At 60.3% G+C, this 20913-nt stretch carries 20 protein-coding genes and 1 pseudogene; 15 read left to right on the forward strand and 6 right to left on the reverse strand.

Annotated features, from left to right (window positions below; all coding sequences use genetic code 11):
* On the forward strand, positions 1-1278 hold the full coding sequence (locus ACR1XY_RS09730) for an aspartate aminotransferase family protein (RefSeq protein WP_480592600.1): 1278 nt from the start codon (positions 1-3) through the stop codon (positions 1276-1278).
* A gap of 221 nt (positions 1279-1499) precedes the next feature.
* Here the strand turns inward: ACR1XY_RS09730 and hemC are convergent, their stop codons facing one another.
* The gene (gene hemC / locus ACR1XY_RS09735; protein WP_480592602.1) at positions 1500-2459 is read right to left on the reverse strand and encodes a hydroxymethylbilane synthase; all 960 of its coding nucleotides are present in this window, start codon (positions 2457-2459) and stop codon (positions 1500-1502) included.
* Between the two features lie 107 nt (positions 2460-2566).
* Here hemC and hemE point away from each other — a divergent pair, with 107 nt between their 5' ends.
* A complete protein-coding gene (gene hemE, locus ACR1XY_RS09740; RefSeq protein WP_480592604.1) occupies positions 2567-3601 on the forward strand; it encodes a uroporphyrinogen decarboxylase in 1035 nt (344 codons plus the stop codon).
* Between the two features lie 58 nt (positions 3602-3659).
* On the opposite strand, the gene ACR1XY_RS09745 is transcribed toward hemE, so the two are convergent.
* Entirely contained in the window at positions 3660-4769 is a 1110-nt protein-coding gene (locus ACR1XY_RS09745; protein WP_480592606.1) for a CaiB/BaiF CoA transferase family protein, read from the reverse strand.
* A gap of 170 nt (positions 4770-4939) precedes the next feature.
* On the opposite strand from ACR1XY_RS09745, the gene ACR1XY_RS09750 reads away from it, so the two are divergent.
* The 6 genes and pseudogenes from ACR1XY_RS09750 (at position 4940) to uvrC (ending at position 11635) form a co-directional block, all read left to right on the forward strand.
* Positions 4940-5869 carry an ABC transporter ATP-binding protein gene (locus ACR1XY_RS09750; protein WP_480592608.1) on the forward strand — a complete coding sequence of 310 codons (930 nt, stop codon included), beginning with the start codon at positions 4940-4942 and terminating at the stop codon, positions 5867-5869.
* Complete coding sequence (locus ACR1XY_RS09755) at positions 5866-6627, forward strand: ABC transporter permease (protein ID WP_475207878.1); 762 nt, start codon at positions 5866-5868, stop codon at positions 6625-6627. The genes ACR1XY_RS09750 and ACR1XY_RS09755 overlap by 4 nt, the downstream gene beginning before the upstream one ends.
* 113 nt (positions 6628-6740) lie before the next feature.
* Positions 6741-7538, forward strand: a complete 798-nt coding sequence (locus ACR1XY_RS09760) for a S49 family peptidase (protein ID WP_480592611.1) — start codon at positions 6741-6743, stop codon at positions 7536-7538.
* Positions 7539-7706: 168 nt separating this feature from the next.
* Entirely contained in the window at positions 7707-8669 is a 963-nt protein-coding gene (locus ACR1XY_RS09765; protein ID WP_480592612.1) for a calcium/sodium antiporter, read from the forward strand.
* Positions 8670-8684: 15 nt separating this feature from the next.
* Positions 8685-9470, forward strand: a pseudogene (locus ACR1XY_RS09770) (SDR family oxidoreductase); the annotation flags it as partial.
* Positions 9471-9760: 290 nt separating this feature from the next.
* Positions 9761-11635 carry an excinuclease ABC subunit UvrC gene (gene uvrC / locus ACR1XY_RS09775; protein WP_480592617.1) on the forward strand — a complete coding sequence of 625 codons (1875 nt, stop codon included), beginning with the start codon at positions 9761-9763 and terminating at the stop codon, positions 11633-11635.
* On the opposite strand, the gene ACR1XY_RS09780 is transcribed toward uvrC, so the two are convergent.
* A complete protein-coding gene (locus ACR1XY_RS09780; protein ID WP_480592619.1) occupies positions 11632-12516 on the reverse strand; it encodes a DMT family transporter in 885 nt (294 codons plus the stop codon). The genes uvrC and ACR1XY_RS09780 overlap by 4 nt on opposite strands.
* Before the next feature lie 183 nt (positions 12517-12699).
* On the opposite strand from ACR1XY_RS09780, the gene pgsA reads away from it, so the two are divergent.
* Genes pgsA through ACR1XY_RS09795 form a run of 3 tightly spaced genes read left to right on the forward strand, consistent with a single transcriptional unit; the run spans position 12700 to position 14062 of the window.
* Positions 12700-13368 (forward strand): CDP-diacylglycerol--glycerol-3-phosphate 3-phosphatidyltransferase, encoded by a 669-nt coding sequence (pgsA, locus tag ACR1XY_RS09785; RefSeq protein ID WP_480592621.1) that lies wholly within the window; start codon positions 12700-12702, stop codon positions 13366-13368.
* Between the two features lie 3 nt (positions 13369-13371).
* Positions 13372-13617, forward strand: coding sequence for a molybdopterin converting factor subunit 1 (moaD, locus tag ACR1XY_RS09790; RefSeq protein ID WP_421597323.1), 246 nt, complete (start codon positions 13372-13374; stop codon positions 13615-13617).
* A gap of 1 nt (position 13618) precedes the next feature.
* Complete coding sequence (locus ACR1XY_RS09795; protein ID WP_480592624.1) at positions 13619-14062, forward strand: molybdenum cofactor biosynthesis protein MoaE; 444 nt, start codon at positions 13619-13621, stop codon at positions 14060-14062.
* A gap of 3 nt (positions 14063-14065) precedes the next feature.
* On the opposite strand, the gene ACR1XY_RS09800 is transcribed toward ACR1XY_RS09795, so the two are convergent.
* The 3 genes from ACR1XY_RS09800 to ubiA form a co-directional block, all read right to left on the reverse strand.
* Positions 14066-14386 carry a hypothetical protein gene (locus tag ACR1XY_RS09800; protein WP_480592626.1) on the reverse strand — a complete coding sequence of 107 codons (321 nt, stop codon included), beginning with the start codon at positions 14384-14386 and terminating at the stop codon, positions 14066-14068.
* A 1-nt stretch (position 14387) separates the two neighbouring features.
* Complete coding sequence (locus ACR1XY_RS09805; RefSeq protein ID WP_480592628.1) at positions 14388-16304, reverse strand: OmpA family protein; 1917 nt, start codon at positions 16302-16304, stop codon at positions 14388-14390.
* A 64-nt stretch (positions 16305-16368) separates the two neighbouring features.
* On the reverse strand, positions 16369-17331 hold the full coding sequence (ubiA, locus tag ACR1XY_RS09810; protein ID WP_480592630.1) for a 4-hydroxybenzoate octaprenyltransferase: 963 nt from the start codon (positions 17329-17331) through the stop codon (positions 16369-16371).
* A 12-nt stretch (positions 17332-17343) separates the two neighbouring features.
* Between ubiA and ACR1XY_RS09815 the strand changes: the two genes are divergently transcribed.
* From ACR1XY_RS09815 to ACR1XY_RS09830, 4 genes are all read left to right on the forward strand, one after another.
* Positions 17344-18069: a 16S rRNA (uracil(1498)-N(3))-methyltransferase gene (locus tag ACR1XY_RS09815; protein ID WP_480592632.1), complete on the forward strand. Its 726-nt coding sequence runs from the start codon at positions 17344-17346 to the stop codon at positions 18067-18069.
* Entirely contained in the window at positions 18066-18914 is an 849-nt protein-coding gene (locus ACR1XY_RS09820) for a GNAT family N-acetyltransferase (protein ID WP_480592634.1), read from the forward strand. Before ACR1XY_RS09815 ends, ACR1XY_RS09820 begins: the two co-directional genes overlap by 4 nt.
* Positions 18911-19438, forward strand: coding sequence for a hypothetical protein (locus ACR1XY_RS09825; RefSeq protein ID WP_480592636.1), 528 nt, complete (start codon positions 18911-18913; stop codon positions 19436-19438). The genes ACR1XY_RS09820 and ACR1XY_RS09825 overlap by 4 nt, the downstream gene beginning before the upstream one ends.
* Positions 19439-19503: 65 nt before the next feature.
* On the forward strand, positions 19504-20874 hold the full coding sequence (locus ACR1XY_RS09830; RefSeq protein ID WP_480592639.1) for a glutamate--cysteine ligase: 1371 nt from the start codon (positions 19504-19506) through the stop codon (positions 20872-20874).
* Positions 20875-20913: the final 39 nt, after the last annotated feature.

A 20913-nucleotide genomic window follows, 5' to 3' on the forward strand; every position in this document is an offset into this window, starting at 1 on the left:
ATGCTGAAGATCAATACTCAATCCGAATGGATCACCCGCGCGAATAATGTTCTGCCTGCCGGGGGATTTGGCAATTTCGACCCCGGTATCATCATCGCCCGTGGCCAAGGCAGCCGGGTCTGGGATGAGGATGGCACTGAGTATATCGACTATCTGATCGGCTCCGGGCCCATGCTGCTGGGCCATGGCCACCCCGAGGTGATGGAGGCCGTGCTGGCGCAACTGCCCAAGGGCATGACCTTCTTTGCCAATAACTCCAAAGGCATCGAACTGGCTGAGGCCATCGTCGAGGCCGTGCCCTGCTGCGAACAGGTGCGTTTTGTCGCTTCGGGCGGTGAGGCGGATATGTACGCCATCCGTTTGGCCCGCGCCTATACCGGACGCAACAAGATCCTGAAATTCGAGGGCGGCTACCACGGTATGAGCGCCGAGGCGCAGATGAGCCTAGCCCCCAGCCGACGGGTCAATTTCCCGCAGGCGGTGCCGGACAGTGCCGGTATTCCAGACAGCGTGGCCGAGCAGATGCTGATCGCGCCCTTTAACGATCTTGAGGCCGTCGCGGCCTTGCTGGGCGAGCATGACGACATCGCCGCGATAATGGTCGAGCCGCTGCAACGGATCGTCCCGCCCCTGCCCGGATACCTGCAGGGTCTGCGCGATCTGTGCGACAAGTACAACGTCTTGCTGATTTTCGATGAGATCGTCACCGGATTCCGGCTGGCCTATGGCGGCGCGCAGGAACGATATGGGGTTACGCCAGATATCTGCACGCTGGGCAAAATCATTGGCGGTGGCTTTCCTCTGGCCGCGCTGGGCGCAAGTGCGGAGATTATGAAGCATTTCGACAAGGCGCAGGTTGGCGAAGAGGGGTGGCTGATGCAGTTGGGTACCTTGTCCGGGAACCCTGTCGCCTCAGTCGCGGGTCTTAAGACGATGGAGATTTTGCGGCGTGAAGGCACCTTTGACCAGTTGCGCGCAACCGGGGCCGCGTTGCAACAGATACAAGTGGATGCTCTGAACAAAGCGGGTATTCCCCATCGTGTTGTCGGCGATGAAACGCTGTTCGATATCTATTTTACAAATGCAGCCTGCCGGGATTACCGCAGTGCCAAACATGACGACCCGCGCCGGAATGTCGTTTACAACGATACGTTGCGTGCGCACGGTATATTCAAATCGCCCGGCAAGCTTTACCCGTCATTGGCTGTAACCAAGGCTGATCTGGATCAGACCCGTGCGGCTGTTGAAAAGGCGGTAGAAGCTATCAGCGCTTCCTGACGTTCGGTACAAAAAGAATTAGGCCGCTGTCGAAATATGACAGCGGCCCTAACCGATCAGTGATTTGGTACAGTCTCGCCCCCTCGAATACCACTTAAGCGAAAAAACTGAAAAAACTTTCGACTTTATCGAGATTGTTCCTTCATCTCATCGGTGTGACACCTTAATGCCAGATCGGGATGCAACCTACAGTGAAGTAATTCACATTACTCAAATTTTTTTCAATTTCTCCAGTCGAAGAAGCCTGGACCAGCTTTTTTTAACAGTGAATGTGCCATTGCGCGGCCCATTTCGGCACCGTCGGCAACCGCGCCGGTGATGTCTTCCGAGATCGACTCGGACCCGTCAGGACGCAGCACTTCACCGCGTAGGCGCAGCTGGTTGCCCTGCATTTCAGCCAGCCCGGCGATCGGGGTTTCGCACGAGCCATCCAGCGCGGCCAGCAGGGCACGTTCGGCAGCGAGGCGCTTGCCGGTTTCGACGTGATGGATTGCCTCAAGCATACCCGCAGCGCGGGAATCGTCGCTGCGACGCTCGATGCCGATCGTGCCCTGCGCGATGGCAGGCAGCATGTCCTCGGGCGCGATGGCGGTGGCTGGAACCTCGTCCATGTTCAGGCGGCGGATGCCGGCCATGGCCAGAAAAGTACAGTCGGCCACGCCGTCGGCCAGCTTTTTCAGCCGGGTTTGCACGTTGCCGCGGAACTCGACCACATTCAGGTCGGGCCGCCGGTTCAGCAGTTGCGCCCGGCGGCGCAGCGACGACGTGCCGACCACCGCGCCCTGTGACAGATCGTGGATCGAGCTCAGGCTGGGTGAGATGAACGCATCGCGCACATCTTCGCGCGGCAGGAAGGTGTCCAGCACCAAACCCTCGGGCTGTTCCACCGGCATGTCCTTGGTGGAATGCACCGCGATGTCGATGTCGCCCCTCAGCATCGCCTCTTCGATTTCCTTGGTGAACAGCCCCTTGTTGCCGATCTCTTTCAGCGGGCGATCCGCGTCGATCATGGCGCGGTTGTCGCCGGTGGTCTTGATCACCACGATTTCGAACGCCTCTTCCGGCAGGTCGAATGCCGTGCCCAGCCGTTGCCGGGTTTCATAGGCTTGTGCCAGCGCCAGGGGCGAGCCACGGGTGCCGATCTTGAGCGGTGAGGCGGGTGTGGGCAGGTTCAGTGTCATGCGCACAGCTTTAGTCGCGTCACATTGCCCTGACAATGGGGGCATGGCTTGACAAATTGCCGCCGAAGGCAGACCCGTTGCGACAAACCGGATGATTGGGGGCAAAGATGGCCGAGACAAAGACACTGCTGCGGGCGCTGGCGGGCGAGGTACAGGATGTACCGCCGATCTGGATGATGCGTCAGGCCGGGCGGTATCTGCCGGAGTACCGGGCGACACGTGCGCAGGCGGGGGATTTCCTTTCACTGTGCTACAACCCGGAACTGGCGGCCGAGGTGACCCTGCAGCCGATCCGACGCTACGGGTTCGACGCGGCGATCCTGTTTGCCGACATCCTGCTGGTGCCGCAGGCACTGGGCGCGGATCTGTGGTTCGTCACCGGGGAAGGCCCGCGTCTGTCGACCATCACGCAGCAATCGGAATTTGATGCTTTGAAACCGGTTGAGGACATCCACGAGACCCTGTCACCGGTGTATGAAACTGTCCGCATCCTGTCGCGGGAATTGCCGTCCGAGACGACTCTGATCGGGTTTGCGGGCGCGCCATGGACGGTGGCCACCTATATGATCGCCGGACGTGGCACGCCGGATCAGGGTCCGGCCCATGCGCTGCGCGAAGAAAACACCGCCCTGTTTGAAGCGCTGTTGGAGCGGATCACGCTGGCGACGATCGAATACCTTTCGGCGCAGATCGAGGCAGGGGCCGAGGTGGTCAAGATCTTTGACAGTTGGGCAGGGTCCCTGAAGGGTGAGGCGTTCCGGAAATACGCGGTTGAGCCGTGCCGCGTGATTACGCAGGCCATCAAGGAGCGCCATCCCGGTATCCCGGTGATCGGTTTCCCGCGTGAGGCTGGCGATGGGTATGTTGGATTCGCCAACGCGACCGGAGTGGATTGTGTGGCGCTGGACAACTCGGTATCGCCGGAATGGGCCGCCGAACATGTGCAGGTCGATGGTTGCGTGCAGGGCAATCTGGCCTCGTCGCATATGGTGACCGGAGGCCAGGCGCTGGTGGATGAGACGCGCCGGATCGTCGAGGCGTTCTCGAAAGGGCCGCATATTTTCAACCTCGGTCACGGAATCACGCCGGATGCGAATCCGGAAAACGTACAACTGATGATCGACGCGGTGCGCGGCCGGTAAAAAGCTAAGGAGGCCACCCCCTTCCTGGCCTATGGCCGATTCATCCTCCGGGTTGTTTTCAGCCAGATGAAGAAACGGGCGTTTGCTGCGCGTTCAACTCGTTCAGAATGCTCTTGCGGTGTTCTCCGCGCGTGGGGCTGGGTTTGGCCTGCCATGCAAAGGTAGAGAATCTGGGGGCGGCGGCGGCTTGCAGGGCGTCATCGGGTGCGTGCCACGCCTGGCGCGCGATATTCATCGGATGGACCTGTGCTTCGGTTGGGCTGAGGACTGGTGCAACGCAGGCATCAGTGCCTTCGAACAGGTCTGCCCAATGATCCCGGGGTTTGCTGGCGAAGACTTCGGTTAGGCGTTGGGTGAGTGCAGGCCAGGTCGCGGGATCGTACTGCTGTTGGAACTCAGGATCGTCCGACAGTCCCAGCTTTTGCAGAAACAGGGCGTAGAACTTGGGTTCAAGGCATTGGACCGTCACGAAGCCGCCATCGGCGCAGGTGTAGGTACGGCTCCAGTGTGGGCCGTCCAGCAGGCTTTGGCCGCGCGTCTCGGACAGATTGCCGGATTGGCCCAAACTCATCAGCAGGTTCATCATATGGGCCGAGCCATCGTAAATGGCGGCATCGACCACCGTGCCTGTGCCGGTTCTCTGCGCGTTCAGCAGCCCGGCCAGAAGGCCCGCGACCAGATACATGGCACCGCCGCCAATGTCACCGACAAGTGTGGCCGGGGTTTGTGGTGGTTGGCCAGGGGCGGAGCCGTACCAGAGCGCTCCGGACAAGGCGATATAGTTCAGGTCATGACCGGCCGTATTTGACAAGGGGCTTTTCTGACCCCAGCCGGTCATCCGGCCGTAGACCAGTTTGGGGTTCAGCTCATGGAATGTGGCGGGGCCGAGGCCGAGTTTTTCCATCACGCCCGGACGGAAGCCTTCGATAAGCGCATCGGCCGAGGTGATCAGGCGTTTGGCAACCTGCAGATCGCTCTCGTTTTTCAGGTTCAGATCAATCGATCGTTTGCCGCGATCCAGAATCGAACGCTCAGGCATTCCTGGTGTTACGGCCTGCCCTTTGCGGTGAATGGTAATCACATCCGCGCCCATATCCGCCAGCAGCATTGCTGCAAAGGGAGCGGGGCCCAGCCCCTCGATTTCAATTATTCGAATACCGTTCAGCATCGCGCCCCTCCGTTTCGCCGCAGGGTTTCGGGATCGCTGCCGAATTGCAAGGCCCAAGACGGTTGAGGCGGTGCGTTAACCACCCGCAAAAAAGCGCAGGGTCCTGTGCGAAATTGGCCTGTTCTGCGCTGGGCGGGCGGGGTAGGGTCGCCCCAGAACAGGGAACATGCATGACAGCCATTCTTTCCATTAAGGATCTGCGCAAATCCTATGCCGATGGGTTCGAGGCGTTGAAAGGTGTCTCGCTGGATATCGAGCAGGGGGAAATCCTGGCGCTGCTCGGGCCCAACGGGGCGGGGAAGACGACACTGATCTCGACCATCTGCGGCATCACCACACCGACGTCGGGCAAGGTGACGGTGGGCGGTCACGATATACAGACGGATTTCCGCGCCGCACGTCGGATGATCGGTCTGGTGCCGCAGGAGATTGCGCTGGAGCCTTTCGAGAAGGTCTGGAACACGGTGCGCCTGTCGCGAGGCCTGTTCGGTCTGGGCCGCGATGATGCCAAGATCGAAGACATTCTGCGCAAGCTGTCCCTGTGGGACAAGCGCAAGAACGCGATCAAGGAGCTGTCCGGAGGTATGAAACGCCGGGTTCTGATCGCCAAGGCGCTGTCGCACGAGCCGCGGGTGCTGTTTCTGGATGAACCCACCGCCGGAGTAGATGTCGAGTTGCGCAAGGATATGTGGGAGATCGTCGCCGAATTGAAACGGGCCGGCGTAACCATCATCCTGACGACCCATTATATCGAAGAGGCCGAAGCCATCGCCGACCGTGTCGGCGTCATTGACAAGGGTGAACTTCTGCTTGTGCAGGAAAAAGAAATGTTGATGTCGCAGATGGGTAAAAAGCAGCTTGAGGTGATGCTGACCGAGCCGATCCAGACCATCCCGGACAGTTTGGCGGCGCATAACCTGGCGCTGAACGGCAATGGTGATGCGCTGGTCTATACCTACGATACCCATGCGGACCGTACCGGCATCACCACCTTGTTGAATGACGTGGCGCAGGCGGGGCTGGTGTTGCGCGATGTGCAAACCCGCCAGTCGAGTCTGGAAGAGATATTCGTCAATCTGGTGTCCGGAGAGCCCGCATGAACTGGTCCGCCATCGCCGCAATCTACCGCTTTGAAATGGCCCGGTTCTTTCGCACTCTGGCGCAGAGCTTTCTGTCGCCGGTCCTGTCGACCTCGCTGTATTTCGTGGTTTTCGGCACCGCCATAGGCAGCCGTATTCAAGAAGTCGAGGGCGTTTCCTATGGCGCGTTCATCGTGCCGGGGCTGATCATGCTGTCGGTGGTCATGTTGGCGATCTCCAACGCGTCCTTCGGGATATACTTTCCCAAGTTCCTGGGCACGATTTACGAGCTGCTGTCAGCGCCCGTGAACTTTATCGAGATTGTAATCGGCTATGTTGGGGCTGCGGCGACCAAGTCGTTGTTCGTGGGGTTGGTCATCCTCGTAACAGCCTCATTCTTTGTGGATTTACGCATCGAACACCCGTTTGCAATGGCGGCTTTTCTGATCCTGTCTTGCCTCAGCTTTTCGCTGCTGGGATTCATCATCGGCATCTGGGCCAGCAACTTTGAACAGATGTCGCTGGTACCGCAACTTGTAGTGACACCGCTGATCTTTCTGGGGGGCACGTTCTATTCCATCTCTATGCTGCCGCCGCTGTGGCAGACCATTACCCTGTTCAATCCGGTGGTCTATCTGATCTCGGGGTTCCGGTGGTCATTCTATGGGCTGGCGGATGTGCCGATCGGGTTCAGCTTGTTGGCTATTGTCGCGTTTACCGGCCTGTGTCTGGGCATTATCTGGTGGATTTTCAAAACCGGCTGGCGCATTCGCAGCTAGGTTGTATCGGGCGTTGCATTTTTGCCCACCGGTCCCGGGAAATGTGTTCACGTCACGTCTATCGGCCAAGCGGTCCCTTGTTTACCGGATGGGTGCACTCTACATCGGCATCCATGAAACTCAGCCTGCCGTTTCTCAAAAAGCAACCCTGCGTGGCCGTTGTGCGCCTGTCCGGTGCCATCGGGATGGCCGGGCGTGGGTCGATGTCCGACACCGCGCTGGCCCCGGTACTCGAGAAAGCCTTTCGTAAGGGCAAACCCGCTACTGTCGCGCTAGAGATCAACTCGCCCGGTGGCTCGCCGGTGCAAAGCTCGTTGATTGGCGCGCGAATCCGGCGTCTGTCCGATGAACTGAATGTCCCCGTCATCGCGTTTGTCGAGGATGTGGCGGCCTCGGGTGGTTACTGGTTGGCTGCTGCGGCGGACGAGATTTATGCCGATGACAGTTCGGTATTGGGGTCAATCGGGGTGATTTCGTCCGGCTTTGGTGCCCATGTCCTGCTGAAACGGCAGGGAATCGAGCGACGTGTGCATACGGCGGGGCAGTCGAAATCCATGCTCGACCCGTTTGCGCCGGAAAAGAAAGAGGATGTCGCGCGGCTGGAAACCATGTTGGCCGACATCCACGAGAATTTCATCACCCATGTTAAAACCCGCCGTGGCAGCAAGCTGGACGAAAGTCAGGACCTGTTCACCGGGGAAATCTGGCTGGCACGGCGGGCGCAGGAACTGGGCTTGATCGATGGCATCGCGCATCTGAAACCGAAGATGCAGGAACGCTTTGGCGACAAGGTCAAGTTTCGCCGCTATGGGCTGCGCAAACCGATCTGGTCGCGGTTCGGCACCTCGCTGGCGCAGGACGCCATCGCCGGGCTTGAGGAGCGTGCTGCCTACGCGCGTTTCGGTTTGTGACGTGATTATCAAGATTGTCACCCTGTTTCTGATTGCCATGGGTGTATTGGCGATGTTCGGCAAGCTGCGCTTTCCGGGGCAGAAAAGGTTGCAATCCTCAAGATGCCCGCGCTGCAGACGGTTCAGGATCGGCAAAGGCCCCTGCGCCTGCGAAAAAGGAGGCCGTACATGACGGCATGGCTGTTATCCGGCCTTGGATTGTTGATCCTGTTGCTGGCGGGTGACGCACTGGTGCGCGGTGCAGTGAACCTGAGCCTGCGTCTTGGCGTGCCCGCGCTGATCGTCAGCCTGACGATCGTGGCCTTTGGCACCTCGGCGCCCGAGCTTTTGATCGCCATCAGCGCGATCAAGGAAAACGCGCCGGGGATCGCCCTTGGTAACGTGGTCGGGTCGAATACGGCGAATATCCTCTTGGTTTTGGGTGTGCCGGCCTTGCTGTCGACACTGCACACCAGCGAATGCAACAGCCGCAGGAACTATGTTTTCATGCTGTTGGCTTCGGTGCTGTTCATCGGTCTGGCCTTTTGCGGTGTGTTCACTCTGGTCAGTGGGGCGATCCTGCTCGCGGCATTGGGTCTGGTTCTGTGGAACGCCTTCCGCGAGGCGCATGCGCACCGCAAAGCCTGTGGTCAGGCCTGCGCCGAAGATGAAGATCTGGACGGTCTGGAAGAGGCCGACCCCAACATGGCCTACTGGAAGATTTCGATATATCTGGTGCTGGGCCTGATTGGCCTGCCGATGGGGGCGCATCTGTTGGTCGAATATGCCACGGTCATCGCTCTCACCTACGGCGTAAGCGAAACGGTGATTGGCTTGACGCTGGTTGCGGTCGGGACATCTCTGCCGGAACTGGCGACAACAGTGATGGCGGCGCTGCGGCGGCAGGCGGATGTGGCGCTCGGCAATGTGATCGGGTCGAACATGTTCAACCTGCTGGCCATTGTCGGGATTGCCACGCTGGTAGGACCGATTCCTGTTGATCCGGAATTCCTGCGGTTCGACCTGTGGGTCATGCTGGGTGCCTCTCTGCTGCTGGCCCCGTTCGTGTTTTTCAAACAGGACATCACACGCACCTGGGGTTTCGTGTTGACCCTGCTATATGCAGTCTACGTCGTCGTGTTGCTGGTGTGATTAGATCAAGAGGAAACGTCCATGACCCGAGCGTTAGTGACCGGTGCCGGAATTCGTCTTGGTCGGGCCATGTCCCTGTATCTTGCGCGTCGCGGCTATGACGTTGCCGTGCATTTCGCCACTTCGGAACAGCCCGCGCAGGAAACGGTGGCCGAAGTTCAGGCCCTAGGCCGTAAGGCGGTGGCTTTGCAGGCCGATGTACTGGACGAGGCACAGGTCAGCGCGCTGCTGCCCCGTGCGGCCGAGGCGCTGGGCGGACCGATCACCTGTCTGGTCAACAATGCCTCGATCTTTGAATACGACAATATCAGCACGGCCACCCGGCAAAGCTGGGACCGGCATATGGACAGTAATCTGCGTGCACCTTTTGTGTTGACTCAGGCGATGGCAGAACAGGGGCTGACGCCAGACACGGATGAGGCGGGCGAACCCGTCGCCACCGGGCTGATAGTGAACATGGTCGATATGCGGGTACGCAAGCTAACGCCCGAGTTCATGTCCTATACCATCGCCAAGATGGGCCTGTGGGCGCTGACCCGCACCGCCGCTCAGGCGCTGACCCCTGCGATCCGCGTCAACGCCATCGGCCCCGGACCGACGATTCAGGGGCATCGGCAATCCGCAGATCACTTTAAGGCACAGCGTGCCAACACGGTGCTGGAGCGCGGGGCGAACGCCGCGGATATCACCGCAGCGCTGGGGTATTTTCTGGATGCACATGCCGTTACCGGACAGCTTTTATGCGTGGATGGCGGACAGCATCTGGGCTGGCAAACGCCGGATGTTCTGGGGGTAGAATAGGTAATTCTGTTGCAAGTTTTGCACCGCTCGCATTCCTGTTACCTGCTCGTTACAAAAATGTCTTGTTTTTCATGTACTTGCCTTGTGCACAAAAAAATATAACATAAAAACAATAAGTTACACATGTGCCTATTTTTTGTGCAAATTGGGAAATACGCAAGTAAACAAGGGAAATTCGCCGTCCCCGGAAACTTATCTGCACAGTTATCCACAGAAACCGTGGATTTGTTTTCTCTTGATCTGCGGCCCTCAAGATTGCAGCCGCGGTCAGGGAATCATATCTCAGGCCCATGACGACCCAGGACGAATCGAATCCGGACATTCAGCCCACCGGCTATGCTTGTATCCAGCGCTATGTGAAAACGCTGGACAGCTCGCCCGGTGTGTACCGGATGCTGGATGCCGACAGCCGGGTTCTGTACGTAGGTAAGGCGCGGAATCTGAAGGCGCGGGTGTCGAACTATACGCGCCCGGGTCATTCGGGGCGGATCGAAAAGATGATCGCTTCGACCGCTTCGATGATGTTCCTGACCACGCGGACCGAGACCGAGGCGCTGCTGCTTGAGCAGAACTTGATCAAGCAGCTCAAACCCAAATACAATGTGCTGTTGCGGGACGATAAAAGCTTTCCCAATATTTTGGTCGCCAAGGAACACGCCTTTCCGCAGATCAAAAAGCATCGTGGTGCAAAGAAAGAGAAAGGCGCTTATTTCGGTCCCTTCGCCAGTGCCGGCGCGGTGAACCGGACCCTGAACCAGCTGCAAAAGGCGTTCCTGCTGCGCAATTGCTCAGATTCCATGTTCGACAGCCGTACGCGGCCCTGTCTGCTCTATCAGATCAAGCGCTGTTCGGGGCCGTGTGTCGGGCTGATCTCGGAGGTGGATTACCGTGAGAGCGTCAAGGATGCCGAACGTTTCCTGTCGGGCCGCTCGACCAAAGTGCAGGAAGAGCTGGCCGAGCAGATGATGGCCGCGTCCGAGGCGATGGAGTTCGAACGCGCCGCCGGTCTGCGAGACCGTATCCGGGCGCTGACCCAGGTACAGACCTCTCAGGGTATCAACCCGCGCGGCGTAGCCGAGGCGGACATAATCGGGCTCTATATGGATAGCGGGCAGGCGTGCGTTCAGGTGTTCTTTATCCGCGCTAACCAGAATTGGGGGAACAAGGATTTCTACCCCCGGGTCGGGGCGGATGTGTCCCCGGCTGAGGTGATGGAAGCGTTCCTCGGCCAGTTCTACGACAACAAGGAACCGCCGCGGCAGTTGATCCTGTCGGATGGGATCGAAAACGCCGACCTGATGCAGGAGGCTTTGTCTGAAAAGGCGGACCGCAAGGTGGAAATCCTTGTTCCTCAACGCGGCGAGAAACAGGAACTGGTTGCCGGAGCCCTGCGCAATGCGCGTGAGTCTCTGGCCCGCCGCATGTCAGAAAGCGCGACGCAGGCCAAGCTGCTGCGCGGTGTGGCCGAGGCGTTTGATCTGGATAACCCGCCGAGCCGGATCGAGGTCTACGATAACAGCCACATTCAGGGCACAAATGCGGTGGGCGGCATGATCGTCGCGGGCCCCGAGGGGTTTATGAAGAACGCCTATCGCAAGTTCAATATCCGTGGTGATGACCTGACCCCGGGCGATGACTTCGGCATGATGAAAGAGGTTCTGACCCGCCGCTTTACCCGTCTGCAGAAAGAAGATCCGGATCGTGACAAGGGCATGTGGCCCGACCTTCTGCTGATTGACGGCGGGGCCGGGCAGGTTAGTGCGGTGCATGAGATCATGCAGGCCCATGGGGTTGAGGATATTCCGATGGTCGGGGTTGCCAAGGGCGTAGACCGCGACCATGGCAAGGAAGAGTTCCATCGCATCGGTCAGCGACCCTTCGCGCTTAAACGCAATGACCCGGTCTTGTACTTCGTCCAGCGCCTGCGAGATGAGGCGCACCGCTTTGCCATTGGTACCCACCGCGCCAAACGGGCCAAGGCTGTGGGCGCAACGCCTTTGGACGAAATCCCCGGAGTGGGGGCTGCACGGAAACGGGCGCTATTGGCGCATTTTGGCAGCGCTAAGGCGGTAAGCCGCGCGAACTTGGCAGATTTGAAGGCGGTCGACGGGATTTCGGCCGGGTTGGCGCAGAAGGTCTATGACTTCTTTCACGACAAGGGCTAGGTCTTTCGTCCGCGCCACAGGATATAAAGCCCCGAGGCCACGATCAGCGCGCTGCCAATCCACATAGTCTGATCCAGTTGCTCACCAAACATGACCACGCCCAAGCCGACACCGAACAGCAGGCGGGAATAGCGGAAGGGCGTGACAGCCGAGACTTCACCCGTCCGCATGGCTTTCATCAGCGCGGAGTAAGCTGCCGTGCCCATCAGAATCGCGCCGCCCACATGCAGGCTGGTGTGCAGGTCCAGCGGTGCCATCGGTACACCCTCCCAGAACCGATAGGCCAGCCCGGCGACGATGATGCAAAGAAAGCCGTAGAAGCCCAGCACCTCGGTCCCCAGCGTTGCCGGCGCGGCACGGCTGGCCAGATCACGCCCGGCAAAGCCCAGCATGCCCAGCACCGCAAGGATGGAGAGGGCCGAGAAACTGTTACCGGTCGGCTGGATGATCACAACCACACCGATGAGGCCGATCAGAATGGCGCTCCACCGGCGCCAGCCGACAGTTTCGCCAAAGAACAACGCGGCCCCTGCGACCACGACCAGCGGAGTGGCCTGCAGGATCACCGTGGCCGCGGACAAAGGCGTCAGCGTGATGGCCAGTACATAGAACAGCCGCCCGAGGATTTCGAACAGCACTCGCACTTTCATGGGGCGGGATAACACATCAGGGTGAAACAATGATGTTCCGCGCAGCACGGCTGTAACCGCAAAGATCACCGACCCGCCCGCACCGAACAGCAGCAGGATTTGCCAGATAGGAAGGGCCGCGGATGCACCCTTCAACAGCGCATCCTCCAGCGCGAATAACGCCATTCCGGCGATCATCCACGCGCTGCCGATCAGGTTGGATCGGGGGTCGGTTTGAATATGTGCAGTCACGACGTGCCTTTGCTCCTGAACCGTCCGCCAATCTGACTGCAAAGACGCTGCGCGCCAAGCGGTATCTGACTGAGAGTTCCCGGTTGCGACCCTTTGCCTTTTAGCCCTGCAACCGCCTGTGATCGGGTCAGTTTTTTGCCTGCCCGTCTTTTCTGTCCCGAACCGGCAATGTAGTGTCGAACCATGAAGTGGAACCTGCCCAATATTCTGACAGTGCTGCGCCTTCTTGCAGCTCCCGGTCTGGCCGTGATGTTTCTATATTTCAGCCGCCCTTACGCAGACTGGTTCGCGCTGATCCTGTTCATGACAGCGGCGATCACCGACTGGTTCGATGGCTACCTGGCCCGTGCGTGGAAACAGGAAACCAAGATCGGCGCAATGATGGATCCGATTGCTGACAAGGCGATGGTGGTGATCGCGCTGATGATCCTTGTGGGTTATTCGACCGAGCACTGGACACCATGGCTGGTGCTGCCCGCCACCATGATCCTGTTCCGCGAGGTGTTTGTCTCGGGCCTGCGTGAATACCTGGGCGATACGGCGGGCACGCTGAAAGTGACCAAGCTGGCCAAGTGGAAGACGACGGCGCAGATGGTTGCCATTGCGGTTCTGTTCTCGCAGGGGATATTCGAGCATAATTTCGTCATGGCCACCTTCGGTATGGACGCCGTGACGATGGATCAGGTTCTGACGGGACAAGTCGAGGACCTGAACCACATCCGCTGGCATCTGGAAGGGATGTTCTGGTCCGGCCGTATCGGTTTGTGGCTGCTGTGGATTGCCGCCACACTGACATTGATCACCGGCTATGACTACCTACGTAAAGCCATGCCCCATCTGAAGGAGAGCTAACCGATGGACGTGCTGTATTTCGCCTGGGTGCGCGAACGCATCGGCCTGCCGAAAGAAAAGGTCGAAACACAGGCCGCAACAGTCTCTGATCTGGTGGTCGAACTCAGCGCGCGCGAAGACCGGTATGCGGCGGCCTTCGCCGATCTGTCTGCGCTGCGGGTCGCACTGGATCAGGAGCTTTCGGATTTTGACGCCTCGCTGGCAGGCGTGCGCGAGGTCGCGTTTTTTCCGCCGATGACCGGTGGCTAGGATGCGTATTGCGGTTCAGGAAGAAGCGTTCGATCTGGGGGCTGAAGCCAACGCATTTGCGTCGGGCAACGCAGCCAACGGGGCGATTGTGACCTTTACCGGTGTCGTGCGTGATCTGGCCTCGGGCGATCTGGATGTGATGGAGATCGAGCATTACCCCGGCATGACCGAACGCGCCCTTGCAAAGATCGCCGAAGAGGCGCGATCACGTTGGTCGCTGGGTGATGTGCTGGTGATCCACCGCCACGGGCGACTGGCGCCGGGGGATCGGATCATGATGGTTGCCACGGCCGCCCGGCATCGCAAGGACGCGTTCGAGGCAGCAGAGTACCTGATGGACTACCTGAAATCCCGTGCGCCGTTCTGGAAGAAGGAAATCACCAAAACCGGTGAAGAATGGGTTGCCGCGAAGGAAGAAGACGAGGATGCGCTGACCCGCTGGTAGGGTTTAATCCGCGTTGTTTAAGCGGCCGCGCATTTCTTCGGCCTCTTGTCGGGCGGCCCGCAGGCCGTCCATGGCGGCGGCCAGTTCGGCCTCGGTCTGGGTCAGTTGGTTGGTCAGTTCGGCCTCGCGCTGTTGCAGGTAAGTGATCGCCTGATCGCGGGTTTCTTCGGCCTCATGCAACTCCTGGCTCATGCGGTCCAGATCGGCCACATCGCTTTGGCGGACGCGGGACAGGCGGTGCGCCAGCCAGTTGGCGAACCAGCCCATGCAGAAGGCCGCGAACAGGATGATGGCGGTGGCGATGATAAATTCGATTCTGTTCACTTTACTGGTCCCCTGCATCCGCGTCTGAGGCGGTGCTGTCCGTCTGTTCGGCCTCGATCGTTTCCGCCTCGATCGCGTCCAGACCGGTTTCCGTGTTTTCCACCGGCTCTGGGCGGATCAGGCGGAACTCGATCCGGCGGTTTTCCTCGCGGCCATCTTCTGTGTCATTGTCGGCGATTGGTTGCGATTCCCCATAGCCCATGGCGGTATAGCTGGCAGTGGGCACGCGGCGCCCGCGCAGCTCGTTCAGGATGGATTGTGCCCGCGCCTGGCTGAGCTGTTGGTTCATTTCCTCGCGGCCCTGGCTGTCGGTATGGCCCTGAATCTCCAACCGGATGGGGCCGCATTTGCGCAGGATGTCGGCAATCTGGTTCACCGTATCGCGCGAGTCGGCGGCGACAGTGGCCGAGCCCGGCTCGAAGGCGATCTTGGTGCCGGCCTGAACCTCGGCGATGCGCTCTTCACACACCTCGGGGTCGGGCAGTTTGTCCTCGGGCTCGGGCGGTTCCTGATAAGTGATCGACAGGGTGAATTCCTGCGCGTCACCCAACTTTTCTGACAGCAGACCCGCTATCTGCGCTTTCGTATCTGGGTTGTGGCTGATGCCGTTCAGGACCAGATCATCCGGCGTGATCGTCAAAGCACCGTTGTGCAACTGTGCCAGCGCTTCCAGCCCGGTCAGAATACGAACCGGCCAGCCCATCGGCAAACTGTCCGGGGCAATGCGGGTCGCGGTGTAGACCATTTCCGAGCCAAAGGCGGCGCGGGCATAGCTGTCCACCATGTCGCGCTGTGTCTCGTCGCCCAGACGTCCGCGCATCTGCACCAACCCTTCGGGGCTGCGCGTGGCATTGAATTCAGGCGGGCCTTCCTCACCTTCGGTATCGAGGGGGGGCAGAATGGCGTGTAGGGCAAAGACCGGGGGCAGGGCGTTCTCAAGCTCGCCCACCACGCGGTCGAACGCCCCGGCTTCGGTGCCTTCTGCTGCAGCCAGTGTGATATCCGCATCCGACATGGTCACAGAACCGCCGCCCAACTCGGCCAGCGCGTTGATACTCAGCACTGCGGCTTCGGACCAGCGAGGCGACGGCACGCCCAGCCCAATGGTGCAACTATAAGGGCCGGTCATGCCCGCCTCTTGTGCGGCGGTGATGATCGCGTCGCGGGCCTTTTCGTCCTGGGCCGAGCAGGCATCGAACTGGCCGCCATTCGCGTCGATCAGAAAGCGCAGGGTAAAGGGAGTGATCACCGGGCGCGGGGCCGAGATCGACAGTCCGATCCGCAAGCTTGGCGGTGCGGTGCGGGTCAGATCCTGTTCCAGCTTTTCCTTTTCCCGCTGGCTGTCGGCAATTGCGGTGATTTTGACCAACCCTGGGCTGGCCGAGATTTTGGCGCGCGGCAGGCGCGTTAACGCGTCAACGGCATAGGTGATCGCGGCATCCCACCCTTTGGGCTTGGGATAGTCGGCGGTTTCCATCAGGTCCGAAACCGGGGCGCCACCGTCCAGATTGCTTAATCGCTCCATCAACGCCTCGCGGTCCTCGCTGGCAGGGATCAGGCCGATCACCGAAATGCCGCTGTCATTGCGCAGGATCTCGGCAGAGAACCGGGGGGCGGCCAGTTCTGTCGTCGGGGCCACCTGCATTTCGTCGATTACCCGCGAGGTATCGACCTCGGTTCCCGCCGCGGTCAGCGCGTTGAACCGGGTGGCCTCGTCCGTGGCAGTCCCCGTCAGCACCACGCGCAAACCGTCTGAATGCACCTCGGCCCAGTCATGCCCTTTCAGGTCCAGCGCCCGGCGCACGGCAAATTCTGAGGATTCTTCGACCTTGGTTACCGCAAAACTGGCGGCCAGCAGGCACAGGCCCGCCGACGCGAGGAAGATAAGACCTACGGCAAAGAAATAGGGCAAACGCATGTGCGGGTTATCGACTCCTCAAGCGAATGTGCGAACTCTTACCTAGCCCCGCGCCAAGGTGCAATCAGAGCAACAGCGCGACGCAGAGGAAGATCAGCGGAATAAGGCCGGTATCCCGGTTGGCACGGAACAATTGCAGCAGTTTCGCGTTGTCTTCAATATCCAGACCGCGCAGTTGCCACGACATGTGCCAGCCCATCGCCCAGGGCCCGCCCAAGGCAACGGCCAGCGCCAGTACCGAGGCCTGTGCCAACACGCCGTCGATGATCGCCAGCCCCATCAGAAAGACCGTGGCCACAAGAAAGTACTTCAGCCAGCGCGCAGTGTCGGTGCCAAACAGCCGGGCGGTCGACTTGATGCCGATCAGTTCGTCATCTTCGGCGTCCTGATGGGCATAGATCGTGTCATAAAACAGCGTCCAGGCGATGCCCGCCAGATAGAGCGTGATCGCGGGCAGGCCGACCGTGCCCGTATGCGCCGCCCAAGCCAGCAAGATGCCCCAGTTGAAGGCCAGCCCCAAAAACACCTGCGGCCACCACGTGAACCGCTTGGCATAGGGGTAGATTGTCACCGGCAACAGAGACAGCACGCCCATTGCAATAGCGGCCTGGTTGAAGCTCAGCAGTATCCCCAGTGCCAGCAGACATTGCAGGCCCATCCAGAGCACCGCCTGACGCACGCTGACCTGACCAGAGGGAATCGGGCGCGATCGTGTGCGCTCGACCTGACCGTCGAATTTGCGGTCTGTGATGTCGTTCCAGGTGCAGCCCGCGCCGCGCATCAGGAAGGCGCCGATGGCACAACCGATTGCGATCCACAGATCCTCCCACCGTGGATTGCCATCGCTGAGGATCGCCAGCGCCAGACCCCACCAGCAGGGAATCAGCAGCAGCCACGTGCCGATGGGCCGGTCCGCGCGGCTGAGGCGCAGGTAGGGGCGGGCGAAAGCGGGCGCGTGGGTGTCGACCCAGTTGCCACTGACCGCATCTGCGACCTGACCGTCTGGTGTTGGGGCGTTGCCTTGCATATGTAACGTCTCATGAGTGCAAAGATCAGACTGTATGTAGAGCACCCTCTGGGTCAGGGGCAATCGGTAGATTTGACGCGCGAACAGGCCCATTACCTGTTCGGCGTCATGCGTCTGACCGCAGGGGGGCAGGTGGCCCTGTTCAACGGCAAGGACGGAGAGTGGCTGGCCGAGGTGGCCGAGGCGGGCAAGCGCGGTGGCGTTCTGACTTGTGTGGAACAGACCAAACCGCTGCAACTGCCGCCCGACCTGTGGTTCCTGTTCGCGCCGATCAAAAAGGCGCGTACCGATTTCATCGTCGAAAAGGCGGCGGAAATGGGCGCGGCGCGTATCCTGCCGGTGCAGACCGAGTTCACCAATTCCGAGCGCATTCGTCAGGACCGTCTGCAGGCCCATGCCGTAGAGGCCGCCGAGCAATGCGGCGGGACGTTCGTGCCCGAGGTCGCCGATCTGCAACGGTTGGGTCGCGTTCTGGACGCGTGGCCCGAAGGCCGACAGCTGATGTTCTGCAACGAGGCTGAGGTCGGCTCGGCCCTGCGTCTGGCAGCAAACGAAAAGGGCCTGCCCTGGGCGATTCTGATCGGCCCCGAGGGCGGTTTCTCGGATCGTGAGCGCGCGCGTCTGACCGATTTGCCCTATGCCCATGTGGTCAGCCTTGGCCCGCGCATTCTGCGGGCAGACACGGCGGCGGTGGCATCGCTGACCATGTGGCAGCAGGCGCTGGGGGATTGGTCTTGAATTGGAGACTCGCGACGGATGCGGACGTGCCAAAGATCGATGCGTTCCTGTCGCAGCACATCCAGACCTCGATGTTTCCATTGGCCAATCTGCGCGATTTCGGCCTGCGCGGCGATGATCCGCGATCCCTGAACATCTGGGTGTTGGGCGATTGCCCGCGCGCTATTTTTGCCATTACCAACGAAGGCATGGTTTTGGCACAATGCCCCGATTGCTCGGATGCCGAGCTTGCCGCAGCAATTTCCCTGATCCGGGGCCACAAGCTGTTTGGAGTCGCATCCGAGGCGACACAAGCCCGCCGGATCATGCAACTGGCGGGCTGGGGAAGTCGGCCTGCGACGCTGAACAGTGATGAGCCCGGCTTTACCCTGCAATTGGATGACCTTGTCCTGCCGGACACGTCAGGGGCAACGTTGGTTCCATTGGGTGATGTGGAACGTTCCATTCCCGAAACCTGGCGCGAAAACTATCTGGTCGAGGCCATGGATTTCATCCCCGAACGCGCGCAGGTGCAGGCGAAAAAGGACATCGCAAATTATGTTGAGCGGAATTCGCACCGGGTTCTGTTGATCGACGACCTACCCGTCGCCATGACAGGTTTCAACGCCCGCCTACCCGAAGTTGTGCAGATCGGAGGGGTCTATACTCCGCCCGACCTGCGCGGCCGTGGCTTTGCCCGGCTGGCCGTCGCGCTGCATCTGGTTGAGGCCCGCAACGGCGGGGCGTCCCGCGCGGTTCTGTTCGCGGCTTCTGATTCCGCGGCGCGTGCCTATATGGGTATTGGATTCAAACCCGCAGGGCAGTTTTCTCTGATCCTGTTCACCAACCCCGAGGACCCGGCATGAGTTTCATCCGACCCGAAGCCAAACTGACCCTGTGGCGCTGGCGCGAAGTGCTGGTGGCGGGGCTTGTGCTGCTGGTCGGTCTCAGCTGGATCAGCGGCCCCGGCGGGCTGCTGGGATGGCTGGGTTGGGTGCTAGTGGCAGTATCGGTGGCGCTGGCCGTGATCGGAATTCAGCGTGCCCGTTTTCGTACGGGCGTCGGCGGCCCCGGTGTGGTGACCATCGACGAAGGCCAGATCATATATCTTGGCCCGCTGGACGGCGGCATGGTTGCCGCGCGGGAAATCGAACGGCTGGCGCTGGACCCGACCGCGTCTCCGGCGCATTGGGTGCTGGAACAGCCGGGTCAACCAGTGCTTCACATTCCTGTGAATGCCGAAGGGGCCGAGGCGCTGTTCGATGTTTTCTCGGCCCTGCCGGGGTTGAAAACCGAACAAATGCTGGCCGAACTGAACAGCGGGGCGGCGCATCCGGTGGTGATTTGGGAACGCACACCATCCCGTCCTGCCCACCTTAGGCTGCATTGACACTGACGCGGTTTGCCCCCACGACTGACCAACTAAACAGACACATCAGGATCGGAGCGCAATTCATGTCCATCCCCCAATCCGGCGGCGGGCCGATCGAACGTCATGAGCAACTGGCCGAATACCTGGAATCGGGCTGCAAGCCCAAGCAGGATTGGCGCATCGGGACCGAGCACGAGAAGTTCGGCTATTGCAAAGACACCCTGAAACCGCTGCCGTTTGAAGGAACGCGATCCATTGTTGCCGTCCTTGAAGGTCTGCGGGACCGTCATGGCTGGGCCGAAGTGCGCGAAAGCGACAAACTGATCGGTCTGGAAAAGGACGGCGCCAACGTCAGCCTCGAACCCGGTGGCGCGCTGGAACTGTCGGGGGCTCCGCTGGAGACGATCCACGAGACCTGCGATGAGGTGAATACCCACCTGCGCGAGGTGAAGGACATCGCCGACGAGATCGGCGTTGGTTTCATCGGTCTGGGTGCCGCTCCGATCTGGACCCATGACGAGATGCCTTTGATGCCCAAAGGGCGTTATCGGCTGATGAACGACTACATGGAGAAAGTTGGCACCATGGGCCGCGCCATGATGCGGCGCACCTGTACGGTGCAGGTCAATATCGACTTCGGATCCGAGGCCGACATGGTGCAGAAACTGCGCGTGGCGCTGGCCCTGCAGCCGGTGGCGACGGCGCTGTTTGCAAATTCTCCTTTCTTTGAAGGCAAGGTCAACGGCCAGAAAAGCTGGCGCAGCTATATCTGGCGGCATCTGGACGATGCGCGCACCGGGATGCTGCCCTTCGTGTTCGAAGAGGGCTTCGGGTTTGAGCGCTACGTGCAATACGCGCTCGATGTGCCGATGTACTTCGTCTATCGCGATGGCCAGTATGTCGACGCGCTGGGCATGTCCTTCCGCGACTTTCTGCAGGGCAAACTGCCCGCGCTGCCGGGTGAGACGCCGACCCTGTCCGATTGGGCCGATCATCTTACCACTGCCTTCCCGGAAGCGCGGATCAAGAAATTCATGGAGATGCGCGGGGCCGACGGCGGCCCGTGGCGTCGTCTTTGTGCGCTACCCGCATTCTGGGTTGGCCTGACCTATGACCAAAGCGCGCTGGATGCGGCATGGGATCTGGTCAAAGGCTGGGATGCCGAAACCCGTGAAGCCTTGCGCATTGAGGCTGCCAAAGACGGGCTGCAAGCTCAGGTCGGCAAAATCAACATGCACGACCTGGCGCGCGAGGTGGTTGCGATCTCTGAGGCTGGTCTGAAATCCCGCGCCTTCCCCGGTGCAGGCGGCTTGGTGCCCGATGAAACGCATTTCCTGAACGCGCTGAAAGACAGCCTTGAGACCGGCAAGGTTCCGGCCGATGAGTTGCTGGAACACTACAATGGCGACTGGAATGGCGATCTGACACAGGTGTTCCCGGAATACAGCTACTGATCCGTTCAGTCCGGCTTGCATTCGCGGGGCTGGCCCGAT

The sequence above is a fragment of the Ruegeria sp. AD11(2025) genome, assembly GCF_056542405.1.

What these genes read in the sequence shown, in the direction of transcription:
- ACR1XY_RS09730 (WP_480592600.1), top strand. Translation starts at nt 1, where the DNA reads ATGCTGAAGATCAATACTCAATCCGAATGGATCACCCGCGCGAATAAT.
- hemC (WP_480592602.1), bottom strand. Translation starts at nt 2,459, where the DNA reads ATGACACTGAACCTGCCCACACCCGCCTCACCGCTCAAGATCGGCACC.
- hemE (WP_480592604.1), top strand. Translation starts at nt 2,567, where the DNA reads ATGGCCGAGACAAAGACACTGCTGCGGGCGCTGGCGGGCGAGGTACAG.
- ACR1XY_RS09745 (WP_480592606.1), bottom strand. Translation starts at nt 4,769, where the DNA reads ATGCTGAACGGTATTCGAATAATTGAAATCGAGGGGCTGGGCCCCGCT.
- ACR1XY_RS09750 (WP_480592608.1), top strand. Translation starts at nt 4,940, where the DNA reads ATGACAGCCATTCTTTCCATTAAGGATCTGCGCAAATCCTATGCCGAT.
- ACR1XY_RS09755 (WP_475207878.1), top strand. Translation starts at nt 5,866, where the DNA reads ATGAACTGGTCCGCCATCGCCGCAATCTACCGCTTTGAAATGGCCCGG.
- ACR1XY_RS09760 (WP_480592611.1), top strand. Translation starts at nt 6,741, where the DNA reads ATGAAACTCAGCCTGCCGTTTCTCAAAAAGCAACCCTGCGTGGCCGTT.
- ACR1XY_RS09765 (WP_480592612.1), top strand. Translation starts at nt 7,707, where the DNA reads ATGACGGCATGGCTGTTATCCGGCCTTGGATTGTTGATCCTGTTGCTG.
- uvrC (WP_480592617.1), top strand. Translation starts at nt 9,761, where the DNA reads ATGACGACCCAGGACGAATCGAATCCGGACATTCAGCCCACCGGCTAT.
- pgsA (WP_480592621.1), top strand. Translation starts at nt 12,700, where the DNA reads ATGAAGTGGAACCTGCCCAATATTCTGACAGTGCTGCGCCTTCTTGCA.
- moaD (WP_421597323.1), top strand. Translation starts at nt 13,372, where the DNA reads ATGGACGTGCTGTATTTCGCCTGGGTGCGCGAACGCATCGGCCTGCCG.
- ACR1XY_RS09795 (WP_480592624.1), top strand. Translation starts at nt 13,619, where the DNA reads ATGCGTATTGCGGTTCAGGAAGAAGCGTTCGATCTGGGGGCTGAAGCC.
- ACR1XY_RS09805 (WP_480592628.1), bottom strand. Translation starts at nt 16,304, where the DNA reads ATGCGTTTGCCCTATTTCTTTGCCGTAGGTCTTATCTTCCTCGCGTCG.
- ubiA (WP_480592630.1), bottom strand. Translation starts at nt 17,331, where the DNA reads ATGCAAGGCAACGCCCCAACACCAGACGGTCAGGTCGCAGATGCGGTC.
- ACR1XY_RS09815 (WP_480592632.1), top strand. Translation starts at nt 17,344, where the DNA reads ATGAGTGCAAAGATCAGACTGTATGTAGAGCACCCTCTGGGTCAGGGG.
- ACR1XY_RS09825 (WP_480592636.1), top strand. Translation starts at nt 18,911, where the DNA reads ATGAGTTTCATCCGACCCGAAGCCAAACTGACCCTGTGGCGCTGGCGC.
- ACR1XY_RS09830 (WP_480592639.1), top strand. Translation starts at nt 19,504, where the DNA reads ATGTCCATCCCCCAATCCGGCGGCGGGCCGATCGAACGTCATGAGCAA.